This window comes from Candidatus Accumulibacter cognatus, assembly GCF_000584975.1.
Classification (GTDB): domain Bacteria; phylum Pseudomonadota; class Gammaproteobacteria; order Burkholderiales; family Rhodocyclaceae; genus Accumulibacter; species Accumulibacter cognatus.
The window spans coordinates 6236-18894 of record NZ_JDST02000033.1 but is presented as its reverse complement, the minus strand read 5'-3'; the positions used below and the strand labels follow the sequence as shown (position 1 = coordinate 18894).

11 protein-coding genes are annotated in these 12659 nt (G+C 65.6%); all 11 read left to right on the top strand.

Annotation, left to right across the window (positions count from 1 at the left end; genetic code table 11):
• Nucleotides 1-353 precede the first annotated feature (353 nt).
• The 11 genes from AW06_RS07310 to AW06_RS07255 all read left to right on the top strand — a co-directional run bounded on the left by AW06_RS07310 (nucleotide 354) and on the right by AW06_RS07255 (nucleotide 12490).
• Nucleotides 354-884, top strand: coding sequence for a hypothetical protein (locus tag AW06_RS07310; RefSeq protein ID WP_273704478.1), 531 nt, complete (start codon nucleotides 354-356; stop codon nucleotides 882-884).
• Between the two features lie 82 nt (nucleotides 885-966).
• Entirely contained in the window at nucleotides 967-1563 is a 597-nt protein-coding gene (locus tag AW06_RS07305) for a PEP-CTERM sorting domain-containing protein (RefSeq protein ID WP_273704477.1), read from the top strand.
• Nucleotides 1564-2365: 802 nt separating this feature from the next.
• On the top strand, nucleotides 2366-2614 hold the full coding sequence (locus AW06_RS21465) for a hypothetical protein (RefSeq protein ID WP_337958769.1): 249 nt from the start codon (nucleotides 2366-2368) through the stop codon (nucleotides 2612-2614).
• A gap of 79 nt (nucleotides 2615-2693) precedes the next feature.
• A complete protein-coding gene (locus AW06_RS07295) occupies nucleotides 2694-2951 on the top strand; it encodes a type II toxin-antitoxin system mRNA interferase toxin, RelE/StbE family (protein WP_034947928.1) in 258 nt (85 codons plus the stop codon).
• Nucleotides 2952-3204: 253 nt separating this feature from the next.
• Nucleotides 3205-3852 (top strand): TMEM165/GDT1 family protein, encoded by a 648-nt coding sequence (locus AW06_RS07290; protein WP_034947926.1) that lies wholly within the window; start codon nucleotides 3205-3207, stop codon nucleotides 3850-3852.
• 14 nt (nucleotides 3853-3866) lie between these two features.
• Nucleotides 3867-6290, top strand: coding sequence for a VIT domain-containing protein (locus tag AW06_RS07285; RefSeq protein WP_273704476.1), 2424 nt, complete (start codon nucleotides 3867-3869; stop codon nucleotides 6288-6290).
• Complete coding sequence (locus AW06_RS20085; RefSeq protein WP_273704475.1) at nucleotides 6206-7630, top strand: archaeosortase/exosortase family protein; 1425 nt, start codon at nucleotides 6206-6208, stop codon at nucleotides 7628-7630. Before AW06_RS07285 ends, AW06_RS20085 begins: the two co-directional genes overlap by 85 nt.
• A 125-nt stretch (nucleotides 7631-7755) precedes the next feature.
• Nucleotides 7756-8382 carry a CDP-alcohol phosphatidyltransferase family protein gene (locus tag AW06_RS07270; RefSeq protein WP_034948020.1) on the top strand — a complete coding sequence of 209 codons (627 nt, stop codon included), beginning with the start codon at nucleotides 7756-7758 and terminating at the stop codon, nucleotides 8380-8382.
• Between the two features lie 37 nt (nucleotides 8383-8419).
• On the top strand, nucleotides 8420-10168 hold the full coding sequence (locus tag AW06_RS07265) for a bifunctional alpha/beta hydrolase/class I SAM-dependent methyltransferase (RefSeq protein ID WP_034947924.1): 1749 nt from the start codon (nucleotides 8420-8422) through the stop codon (nucleotides 10166-10168).
• Nucleotides 10117-11520, top strand: a complete 1404-nt coding sequence (locus AW06_RS07260; RefSeq protein WP_273704474.1) for a phosphatase PAP2/dual specificity phosphatase family protein — start codon at nucleotides 10117-10119, stop codon at nucleotides 11518-11520. Before AW06_RS07265 ends, AW06_RS07260 begins: the two co-directional genes overlap by 52 nt.
• A gap of 4 nt (nucleotides 11521-11524) precedes the next feature.
• Nucleotides 11525-12490 carry a phosphatidate cytidylyltransferase gene (locus AW06_RS07255; RefSeq protein ID WP_273704473.1) on the top strand — a complete coding sequence of 322 codons (966 nt, stop codon included), beginning with the start codon at nucleotides 11525-11527 and terminating at the stop codon, nucleotides 12488-12490.
• The last annotated feature ends 169 nt before the right edge of the window (nucleotides 12491-12659 follow it).

Genomic DNA, 12659 nt, shown 5'->3' with positions numbered 1-12659 from the left:
GCTGGTCACTGCCTCTCGGGGCTTGATGATGGAGCGGGAGTTGGGGATCGGGGAGTGCGACGGCAGTCTAGCAAGGCTTCAGTCAATACGGAACCTGCGCGAATTAGGACAATCCGGCGACGCCGCCGCTCGCCTCCTACCGGGCGCTCGCCGAACAGGCGCGCGTTCAGGCGGATCAGGACCGCCGCCTCCAACTGCCGGCGTTTCCCGAGGGCCCGCAGATCGAGGCGCTACGGCGGTGGCTGGAGGCGCTCGAAAACTTCACTGCCGTACCGCGGGTACTGATCTGCATCGACGAGTTCGAACGTCTGGCGAGCCTCTTCCCCGGCCACGGGCAGGATCTGCGGCAGTTCATGGGGCTGCTGCGCGCGACGATCCAGCACCGCCGCCGCGTCCGCCTGCTGGTCGCCGGCGCGGCGCCGTTCGACGAACTCGACGCGCTGTGGAACGACCACTTCATCAACCTGCGCGAAATCCGCCTCGGCTACCTCGACCGTCCGACCGCGGTCGGCCTGCTGACCCGCCCGATCGACGAATTCCCACCGGCAACGATCCCGCTCGCGATCGCCGAAGCCGCCGTCGACCGCAGCGGCGGCCAGCCCTACCTGACGCAGCTCTACGGCTCGCTGCTCGTCGACCGCCTCAACGACGACAAGCGCCAATCGGCGACGCCGGCCGACCTCGCCGCTGTCGAGGAAGACGTTCTCGACCAGGCCGGCTATTACTTCATCAACGTCTGGGGCGACCTCGGCCCGGCGGCACAGGCCGTCGTGCTGTCCGCCGCCCAGGGGCAGGCCCCGCCACCGCGCACAAGTCGGCACGCTACCCAGTGTCGGATTTTTTTACAAAGGCCTGCTCAGGAAAATACATCATTTGTTATATAACATAGAGTTGAATTGCTGGCCCATAATTTGCTTGATGGAAGATAGCCAAATTACCCCCCAAACCATTTTCAGAGGAACGATCATGAAACGTAATGCAATGCTTCTGGCAACTCTTTCAATCTTCGGTGTGCTGGAAGCGAACGCGGCATCCGTAACGCGCGACTTCGATGAGTTCACCTCGCCCCCCGTCACCTGTTGTTTTGTCGACAGCGGTGTCGGTCCAACGATCACCTATTCCGACCTGACGGTGAGTTCCGGATCGTCGGCCCGGGTGATGAATTCGGGCGGCTGGGCTAACATGCAGACTTCCGGCGATAACCTGTACGGAACCTTGGACGGCAGCATTGACCTTACCTTCGTATCTCCGGTCAATTCTTTTGCATTCGACCTCATAAACGGATCATTCGCACCCGGTTTCACCGTGAATTTCTTCGATGTCTTCGGTACCTTACTCGACAGCGACGCCTTTTCCTTGGACAGTTTCGGAAGCCCTGGCTCGGTGGCACATGTGGTGGCAAGCGTGAGCGGGATCGGGCGAGTCCAGATTGTCGGCAACGATGATTTCGCGATCGACACCATCGTTTATGACACCAACGGGCACGTTCCGGAACCGGGTTCTCTCGCCCTGGCTGGCCTGGCGCTGACAGGATTCGCTGGTCTTCGTCGACGGAAGGCTTGAACTGCATCGCCACCACTACATGCGTGACGGAAATTCGGGAGCTTCGGCTCCCGTTTTTTTCGCCAATGATTTCCCGGCCAGCCGTCGCCGCAAGTCGGGACAATCTCCTCGCTCCTGGCGCCGTGGTGCGGCAGCCCCCCGCACAGTGATCGCCCATTCCGGTGGTCGAGCGGGTTTTCCTGTCCTTGCGGCGAGAAGACGGAGCATTTGCGTTCTGCGCAGAGGCGCCGGCAAGGTGTCGGTGCTGCCGGAAAGACTGACTTGGTTCAACAATGTCCATAGACATCAGCATACGGGCAGTCGACACGGGAATTGCCTGCCATGCTTTAGCCGACAGGGAAAACCAGCGACTTTTCCGTGAGAATACGCCGATGGGCAGCCAGATCTTCATCAGCCCGTAGGTTGGGCTGAGGCACGAAGCCCAACGATCTGGGTTGACCGTCTTGCTGTTGGGCTTCGTGCCTCAGCCCAACCTACTCCGCTTGACGCGCGGCGGCTCCGCGGCAAAGCGCCTTGGGTGCGCTTGGAGAATGTCGTCGGCGCTTGCAATTTGTCTATCAAACCTGCAAATTTGTTTCTATGTTGTCACTCAAGCGATCGAGAAACCCATCATGAAAAGCATGACTCTGGCGGAGTTGCGGGCGACCGTCGGCGCCTGTGGGGTTGTCGGGGTCAGCTTGAAAGGGCATGGTGGTGGCTTCTTCCTGGAAATCGCCACACGCGTAGCGGCCACGACGCCATTCTGTCCAAAGCCCGCAGTACCGAGCCGCGCTGCTTCGGCAATCCGTCCTCCGCGCTGGTCGTGTTGCGTGATCTTGGCATTGCCGTTGCCAAGATCGACGCGACCGACTGGAACCCCGACCAGAAGAACATGCGCCAGAGCCGACAAGAACGCGCCCAGGCCATGCGCAACGCGCACGCAGCCGCCGCCTATGGCAAATGGGTGGCCGCCGAACTTCAGGCCTCGATTGACGACCCACGGCCGAGCATCCCACACGAAGAAGTGATGGCCGAGATGGACGCCGACCCGGCCACCTTTCTGTCGGCCTAGAGATCGCAGGCATGCGCCACTCCATCCGTGACGAAACCAAAACGTGGCGGACACGGCCTAGCGCATTGAATGACGGACGATGGCACGCGAGGATTTGCGGGCCATCGTCCAGTACATCGGCAAGGACAACCCGACGATCGCCAGGGTCTTCGGCAAGCCGCTACGCGACAAGACGACGCTACTGGCAGATCACCCAGCACTCGGCCGGCCGGGTCGACTGCCAGACATCCGCGAGCTGGTCGTGCATCCGAACTACATTGTCTTCTACCGGGTTCTGGACGAGGCGTGCACGGTGCAGGTTCTGCGTGTCAAGCACGCCGCGCAACCAGTGCCCTGATCCGTGCCACGCGCGCTCATCGCAAGACGGGTGAATGGCGGGAATCTCGTTGCTAGGACCTGGTCGGCCGGTGACAACGGCCAGGGAGTTCGACCCGCAAGCTCGGCTGGAATAAGTTTGCAAGTGTCGCTGGATCACCTCCGATCCTTTCCCGGATCGTTCCTTGCCGAGCATGCAGGCTATAATTGTGGGCTTTTTGCCGCATTGCTCAGCCACGTCGCTTCCTCTCGGCGACACTTTTCCGGAGAACAGAATGGATGATCCACAGGGTCTGCTGCCGCACATCTCATCCCTATTGGGCACTGGCGACATCGTCGAGCTGTCGGCGGCGGCGGCCACCAGCTTTGCCTTGATCGCCGCCGCCGAAATCGGCGACAAGAGTCAGCTGGTGTGCATGACCCTGGCCTCGCGGCATCGGCCGATGCCGGTGATGCTCGGTGCGCTGGCGGCCTTTTCGCTGCTCAACACCCTGGCCGTCGTTTTCGGCGCCGCCATTGCCAGCTGGTTGCCGGAATACGTGGTCAGCGCGACGGTGGCCATCCTCTTCGCCCTCTTCGGTATGCACGCGCTGCGCGCCGAAGAGGACGACGAGGATGAGGAAATCGAGGAAAAGAGTGGCCATGGCATTTTCTTCACCACCTTCGTCTTGCTGACGGTGGCTGAATTTGGCGACAAGACGCAGCTCGCGGTCGTGGCCTTGAGCAGTGTGCACGCACCGGCCGCGATCTGGCTCGGCGCCACCCTGGCGCTGGCCACCACTTCGGCATTGGGAATCCTGGCGGGCCGCACCATCCTGCAAAAAATTCCGCTGGCTCTGCTGCATCGGATCAGCGGCGCCTTCTTTCTGGTCCTGGCCGTGTTTGCCGCTTACCAGGCCTACACCGCCTACCAGGGTGGCTAGAACGAGAGAAACCGATGAGCGGCGAAGCGGATCGGGCGTCGAATGGCGATCGGGAGACCCTTGTCCGGCTACCCGCGCGCGATCCTTACCTCGCGTCCAGAGGGTTCATCCTGCTGGCGGGCGTCATCCTGCCGGCCCTCACCCTCGCTTTCGAGGCCTATACCCAGGCCAGCGCAGAGTCGTTCTTCGACCCCATTCCAAGCCTTCCGCATGGCTTGCTGATTGCTCTGGTGCCGCTGGCCAATGCCTGGGTGCTGGTCGAGCTGGCACAGCCGTGCGTGCGCGCCAGCGCAGCGCTGGCCTGGCTGCAGTCGGTCGCGATGGGCATCGCCGCTTTCTACGCGCTGCTCTATCTGCCGCTGACGCCCTTCGCCCCGTTCATGGCCCTGTACTTCGGCATCGGCCTGCTGCCGCTAGCGCCGTTGTTGTCACTGCTGGCGGCCTGGCGGGGACGCGTGCTGCTCAAGCGCCGCCTGAGCGATCAGGGCAGCGCCCGGTTGCCGGCGGCGTGGCGGGGGTGGGTCCTGGCCATGCTGGCCCTGATCGTCATCGACCTGCCGTTCACCCTGACGCGCCTCGGTGCGCAGATGGCGGCCAGTGCCCAACCGGAAACCCGGCAGGCTGGCCTGCGCTGGCTGCGCGCGGTCGGGAACGAAGAAATGCTGCGGCATCTGTGCTATGCGCGCTCCGGCTTGTCCGCCGACCCGATCGGCCTGTTGCTCATCCTCGGCGATCCGGTCAGCCCGATCGAGGCGAGAAAGGTTTATTACCAGGTCACCGGCCAGGCCTTCAACGACCTGCCGGAACCGGCCATCCGGGGCTTGCGCGATTGGCAGCGGGGTTTCGACCGCGACATCGGTGGCCGCGTCGTGGGTAGCCGCCTGACCGGCGTCAGCCTGACGGCTTCGCGCATCGACGGATCGGTCGATGCCAAGGCCAGCCTGGCCTATCTGGAATGGACGATGGTCCTGCAGAACGATACGGCGAGGCAGCAGGAAGGCCGGGCGCAGATCGCGCTGCCACCGGGAGCCGTGGTATCGCGCCTGACGCTGTGGATCGATGGCGAGGAGCGCGAGGCGGCTTTCGGTACCCGTGCACAGACCCGGCAGGCCTACGAAAAAGTGGTCCGCCGCCGCCAGGACCCGGTGCTGGTCACCACCGCCGGCCAGGACCGGGTGATGGTCCAGTTGTTCCCCATCCCGCCCAACGCTGGCGAGATGAAGGTCCGCCTGGGCATCACCGTGCCGCTGCTGATCCGCGATGGCCAGCCGGCCAGACTGCAATTGCCGGCTTTTCGCGAGCGCAATTTCGACATCGGGCCGAAGCTTTTCCATTCCGTCTGGCTCGAAGCGGACTCGCCGCTGACCGGCACCGGGCCCTTGCGCCCGGAACGGGTCGCCGATGCCGGCCACGCCCTGCGCGGCGAGATCGACAATGAAAAACTGGGCAGCCGGACGACCTGGATCGACGTTCCCCGGAATCCGCTGCTGCGCACCGTCTGGAGCGACGATGCCGGCGCTGGCCCCGGCCGGGTGATCGTCCAGCGCTACCAGGAACAGCCGGTGCAGCCGCCGCGGCGGCTGGCGCTGGTGGTCGATGCATCCGGCTCGCTGGCGCCCGCCGCCAGGGAAATCGCCGCCGCGCTGGCGCGTCTGCCCGGTGCGCTGGAGCTGGGCTTCTTTCCGGCCACCGACATCGCCAGTACGGCCAGCGGCGCGATGACTGCGGAACAGGCGGCCAAGGCCCTGCAGGGGCTCGAATTCGCCGGCGGTCAGAACAACCTGGAGGCCCTGGCCAGGGCCTGGGACTGGGCGGCCGCAGGATCTCCGGCGGCCGTCCTCTGGCTGCATGGCCCGCAGCCGGTGCTGCTGGGAAGCGTCGAACCGCTGTTGCAGTACGCCGAGCGACGTCCTGGCCGGGTGCGCCTGTATCCGTTCGAAGTCATCCCGGGCCCCAACCGGGTCCTCGAAGCCCTGGATCTGCTGCCGGCGGTGCGGCCGGTATACCGCAACGACGGCCTGCAGGCCGACCTCGAGCGGCTCTTCGCCCGCTGGACGCCGGGCACCACCGAAACGCTCGTCCATCGCGAGCAACGGGCGTCCGCAGGCGTCGTCCACGACCCGGCCACGAAAACCTCCGGGCACCTGGCGCGCCTGTGGGCCGCCGATCAGATCGGGCGTCTTCTCGAACAAGGAGAGTCCGGGCGGCAGGCCGCCACCGACCTCGCCCTGCGCTACCATCTGGTCACCCCGGTCAGCGGCGCCGTCGTTCTCGAAACCAGCCAGCAATACGATGAGGCCGGCCTGCGGCCGGTCGAGAAGGGCAGCGTCCCGACCATTCCCGAACCCGAGGAATGGATGCTGATCGCCACGGTGCTGCTCCTCCTGGCCTGGCTGCTGCTGCGCCGCCGGCAGGCCAGGCCGACCCGCCGGGCGTGATGCTACGCAGGCACGCCGGCGTCGCGCTCTTCGCTGCGCTGGCGATTGCCTGCTGGCCGGTTCTCGTCTGGTATGTCCGGGGCAGCTTCGACGATTCCAACGATCCCTGGGGCTTGCTGGCGCTGGCAACGGCGATCGGCGCCTTGTGGCGAGCGGCGCCCGCGTCGCCACCCGACCGCCCCCTGGCCCTGCCAGCAGCCTTGCTGCTGCTGTATACCGCGGCTACCCTGGCCGCTTTGCCGATGTCCCTGCGCGCGCTCCTGGCCGCCCTCGCCCTGGCCGCACTGGGCAGTGCCTGGCGGCTCGGCCGGCGCCTCGATTTTCCGGTCGCGCTGCTGGCCTTGCTGGCGCTGCCGCTGACGGCTTCGCTCCAGTTCTATGGCGGCTACCCGCTGCGGGTACTGGCCGGATCGCTGGCCGTCGCGCTCTTGCGACTCAATGGCCTCGCTGTCGAGCTGGAAGGCGCGGTGTTGCTCTGGGATGGCCGGCAGATCGCCATCGACGCCCCGTGCAGCGGCCTCCGCATGCTTTGGGCGGGCGCGTATCTGATGGCGGCGGCCGCCGCCCTGTTCCGCTTTTCGCCCCGGCAGACACTGGCCGCCGCTGCGCTCACTGGAAGCCTCGTCATCGCCGCCAATGCCGTCCGCGCCGCCGCCCTGTTCTACCTGGAGACCGGCCTGCTGGTGCTGCCTGTCTGGGCACACACGGCCGCCGGCATGTCCGTGTTCGTCACGGCCGGACTGCTGATCATGCACGGGCTGTACCGCATCGACCGGACGCCATCCGCAGAGCCGGCATGCCCTCCCGTCAGGGGGTCGGGTGACCTTGCGCTGACCCGACCTGCGCAACTGCTCTGCCTGCTCGCCGCCCTGGCCCCTTTGGCCCATGGGGTCGGCCGTGCCGAACCGGCGGCCGTGCCCTTCCCCGGCTGGCCGAGCAGCTTCGAGGGTCGTCCGCTGACCGTCCTGCCGCTGACGCCCCTCGAAGACCGCTTGCAGAAGGATTTTCCCGGCCGCGTCGGACGCTTCACCGACGGCCAGCGGGAGATCATTCTGCGCTGGGTGACGCACGCCAGCCGCCAGCTCCACCCCAGCAGCGACTGCTTCAAGGCCAGCGGCTACGGCGTCGAAGCCCTGGCCATCAAAATCGTTGGCGACCAATACTGGTCGAGATTCCTCGCCACCCGTGGCGCCACCCGGCTCGAGGTGGCGGAGCGGATCGATTCCCTGGACGGCCAGCAATGGAGCGACGTTTCCGCCTGGTACTGGGCCGCGCAGCTGGGCCGCACGCATGGCCCCTGGTGGGCAGTGACGGTGGCCGCGTCCAGTCCCCCGCGGTGAATCGACGCCAGCGCGCATCGTTTGACCGGCGCATCACTTTCCATGAATCATGAATCACCCCCGCTCACAGCAATCTCCTTGACACATTGGGCTATCATCCTGACCATTCACTCTCCGTGCCTGTGTTGATGAGTCTTTATGCCCTGAAACCCCGCTTCCAGGCCTTGCTGCGCCCGGCCGCACGCGCCCTGTACGGGCTTGGTCTGAGTGCCAACCAGGTGACTGCGGGCACCTGCGCCGCTTCGCTGCTGCTCGGCGGCGGTCTTGCCCTCGCCGCGCACAGCGGGCAACGGCAATGGTTTCTGCTGCTGCCGCTGTGGTTCCTGCTGCGTATGGCGCTGAATGCGATCGACGGCATGCTTGCCCGTGAATTTGGTCAGGCCTCGACACTCGGCGCCTACCTCAACGAACTGTCGGACCCGCTCTCCGATGCGGCACTGTACCTGCCTTTTGCCTTCCTTCCCGAAGTCGGCACCGCGCTGACCGTGGGGGTGATCTGTCTGGCGAATGCCTCCGAGATGGCCGGGGTGCTGGGAGCAGTCAGCGGCCATGGTCGCCGCAACGACGGACCGATGGGCAAGAGTGACCGGGCGCTGGTTTTTGGTTTGCTCGGACTGCTGCTCGGCGTCGGCGTCGCACCCGGCGCCTGGTTGTCGGTCGTGATGGCGCTGCTCGTGCCGTTGTTGCTGATGACCATCGTCAACCGGGTCAGGTACGGCCTTGTCGCAGAAAGTACCGGCAAGGGTTCATAGAAATATCGATCGGCATACCCATCGGAGGCCCATCAGAATGCGTGTCGCGCAGGAAAAACAATTCACCACTCACGATGGCACGACGCTGTTCTACCGCTACTGGCCACCGGTCGGTGCCGCCAGCGCCGACCGGGCGGTGTTGCTGCTTCACCGCGGCCACGAGCATTCGGGGCGACTGCAGCATGTCGTCGACGAACTCGGACTCGATGATTTCGCGATGTTCGCCTGGGACGCGCGTGGGCACGGCCGCTCGCCGGGCAAACGCGGCGACAGTCCGAGCTTTGCCGCCCTGGTCAAGGACCTCGACCGTTTCGTCCGGCATGTCAGCGACGGCTACGCCATCGCCAGCCGCGATCTTGCCGTCGTCGGCCAGAGCGTCGGCGCCGTCCTGGCCGCGACCTGGGCGCACGACTACGCTCCACAGATCCGCTGCCTGGTGCTGACCGCTCCAGCGTTCCAGGTCAAGCTCTATGTTCCCCTGGCCCGGCCGGGGCTGACGCTGCTGCAGCGACTGTTCGGCAACTTCTTCATCACCTCCTATGTGAAGGCCAAATTCCTGACCCACGATCTGGAGCGCGTGCGTTCCTATGACGAGGACCCGCTGATCACCCGGGCCATTTCGGCGCGTGTTCTGCTCGGTCTCTACGATGCTGCCGACCGGGTCGTCACGGATGCCGCCGCCATCCGCCTGCCGCTGCAACTGCTGATCTCCGGGAAGGACTGGGTCGTGCAGCGCGCGCCACAGGAGCGCTTCTTCGAACGGCTGGGATCGCCGGTCAAGGAGCGCCACCTGCTCCCCGGCTTCCTCCACGACACACTCGGGGAACGCGACCGCAAGCTCGCCATCGACCGGATCCGCGCCTTCATCGAGCGCATGTTCAGCGCCTCCCTGCCCAGCGATTCGCTGCTGCAGGCGCATCGCGACGGCCATACGCGCGACGAGGAGATCCGTCTTCGCCAGCCGCTGCCGCCCTTTTCGCCGCGCGCCCTCCATTTCGCCATGACCCGCCTGGCGATGCGCACCCTGGGTCGCCTCTCGGACGGTATCCGGATCGGTCTGACGACCGGCTTCGATTCCGGCAGCAGCCTCGACTATGTCTACCAGAACCAGGCCAGCGGCCGCTTGATGATCGGCCGGCTGATCGATCGCGGCTACCTCGATTCGATCGGCTGGCGTGGCGTGCGGGTGCGCAGATCCCACCTGCTGCAAGCGATTGCCCTGGCGGCAAACGGACTCCGGGACGACGGCCAGGCACTGTGCATTGCCGATCCCGCCGCCGGTCATGGACGTTACGTCCTGGACGCCATCGCGCAGTTGCCGGAGCGCCCGCAATCGATCGTCCTGCGTGATTTCAGTGACCTCAACGTCCGCCAGGGGCGGGCCCTGATCACTGCCAGGCAACTCGATGACATCGCCCGCTTCGAAACCGCCGACGCTTTCGACGAAGCGGCACTCGCTGCACTGACGCCAAGACCGAATCTGGTCATCGTTTCGGGCCTCTACGAACTCTTCTCCGACAACGAACGGGTGATGCGTTCGCTGCGCGGCCTGGCCCAGGCTGTCGACACCGGCGCTTACCTGGTCTACACCGGCCAACCCTGGCATCCGCAGATCGAGCTGATCGCGCGCACGCTCACCAGTCATCGCGGCCACCAGGCCTGGGTGATGCGCCGCCGCACACAGGCCGAACTGGATGAACTGGTGCGCGCCGCGGGATTTACGAAGATCGAGCAATGGATCGACGACTGGGGGATGTTCACGGTCTCACTCGCCCGCCGGAATTGAACTCGCACCGCAGCGAAGGCGTCGCCGGACCCGTTGCCGAAGCCCGTCCCTGGCGCAGGGCTCTGGCCTGGCTGCTGTTCCTGGGGCCATTCTTCTTTGCCAGCTACGGCTTTGCGACCTGGGTCAGCAGCCAGCGATCCGAGGTCGGATTCATCGTCTTCGCCTGGGAGCGCCATATTCCGCTGCTGCCCTGGACCATCGTTCCGTACTGGCTGATGGACCTGCTCTATGGCTTTTCCCTGCTGCTGTGCACGACACGGCGTCAGCTCGACACACATGCCTGGCGTCTGCTGCTGACGCAACTGATCGCCGTCGGCTGTTTCCTGCTCTTCCCCTTGCGCTGCACTTTCGAGCGTGGCGAAGTGAGCGGCGCATTCGGCTGGATGTTCGCCGCCCTGATGCGCTTCGACCAGCCCTACAACCAGGCGCCATCGCTGCACATCGCCCTGCTCGTGGTGCTGCTCGAACCGTATCTGCGCGCCGTGCCACGTGCCTGCCAGGGGCTGGTCGTGGGCGTCGCCCTGCTGATCGGGGTGTCGGTGCTGACCACCTGGCAGCACCACTTCTTCGACATTCCGACCGGACTGTGGCTCGGCTGCTTCGTGCTGTGGGTGTTTCCGACCGACGCCAGATCACCGCTGCGCCGTGCCGCTCTGCGCCGCGAGCGATCGCGGTGGCATCTGGCGCTGGCCTACGCGATGGCGGCGCTGTCCGTGGGCGGCCTGGCGGCCTATGGCGGCGGCGCCTGGCTGTGGCTGCTCTGGTTGTCCGGCGCGCTGGCGCTGGTCGCTGCGATCTACCTGCTGCTCGACGCCGAGGCCTTCGGGAAACGCGCTGACGGTTCGCTGCCTCTTGCCGTGCGCTGTCTGCTCGGACCCTATCTGCTCTGCGCCTGGCTGAACTCGCGCGGGTGGACCCGTCAGCTCGCGATGGCCGATCCGGTCACGGCAGGTGTCCTGCTCGGCCGGCTGCCGACATCCGCCGAAGGGCAGCGTCTCGGCATTACGGTGATCGTCGATGTCTGCGCCGAACTGCCTTGTCCGACGCCGGCCTTGCGCCATACGGTCATCCCGATGCTCGATCTGGTGCCGCCGAGCCTGGAACAGATCGAGCATGCTTCGGCGGCCATCGCAGAAGCGCGTGCCGCCGGACCGGTGCTCGTCTGCTGCGCGCTGGGCTTTGCACGCAGCGCGCTGGTGGCTGCGGCCTGGCTGCTGCGTGCCGGGATTGCCGCAACCACTGAAGAAGCCGTTGCACAGGTGCAAAAGGCGCGTCCGGCCGTGGTCCTCGGTCCTCCCCAGATCGATCTGCTTCGCTGCTGGCAGCAGCAGTATCTGCAGCCGAAATCGTGAGCGGATGACCAGCCCCCCGCTCCCGACACTTCCAGACGATGCCTGGCCACTGATCGCCGGTATCGGCACGGTCCTGATCGTCGCTTCGCTGCTCGGACAGGTGCTCAAGTTCACGGTCGCCCGGCGCCAGGCCCATGCCGCCATCGATAACCTGAACAGCCGCATCCATGCCTGGTGGGCGATGGCCATCCTGTTCGGACTGGCCATGTGTGCGGGCCGCAGCGGCGTGGCCCTGCTGTTCGGCCTGGCTTCCCTGGCCGCACTGCACGAATTCCTGGCCGGCGAAACCCCCGGCATGATCCCGCAAACGCTGCAAGTGGGCAGTTTCGTGTTCGTCGTGCCGCTGCAGTATCTATTGGTCTGGAATGGCAGCGACGCGCTCTACGGCAGCTTCATCCCCTGTCTGGTGTTCATCGGCCTGCCGCTGCTGGTGGCTCTGCGTGAGGCCAACGGCGGCGACTGCCGGCGGCACGTGCGCACGCTGCAGGGCGGACTGCTGATCTGCGTGTTCTCGGTCTCGCATATCCCGGCGCTGCTGAACTTGCCGATCAGCGGCCATCCGGATCGCAATGGCTACCTGCTGGTGTTTCTGTTGCTGGTCGTTCAGTCGAGCGACGTTCTGCAATATCTCTGGGGAAAGCTCGCTGGCCGGCACGCGATCGCCCCCAGGCTCTCGCCGGCGAAAACGGTCGAAGGGACTGTTGGCGGCATCGTCACCGCCAGCGTTCTCGGCATCTGGCTGGCACCGATGACGCCGTTCACGGTTCCCGAGGCGGCGCTGATCTCGCTGCTGCTGACCCTGCTCGGCTTTCTCGGCGGCCTGGCGATGTCGGCGATCAAGCGTCGCCGTGGCATCAAGGACTGGGGCAGCCTGCTTCCCGGACATGGCGGAATGCTGGATCGACTCGACTCGCTCTGCCTTTCGGCGCCAGCCTTCTACTACCTGTTGCAATTCGGCTGGGCCAGTTGAGGTGAAGGTCGCGTCAGCGGCTCACGAAGGCGGATATCCGTTAATGTGAAAGTCGCGTCAGCGACGCACGAATCTCCCCTCCCCACTTGTGGGGAGGGGTCGGGGGGTGAGATGGGGAATTCGCAGAGCCTGCTCTGCGCCCATCGAACGATTCCGGCGTGCAAGCCGG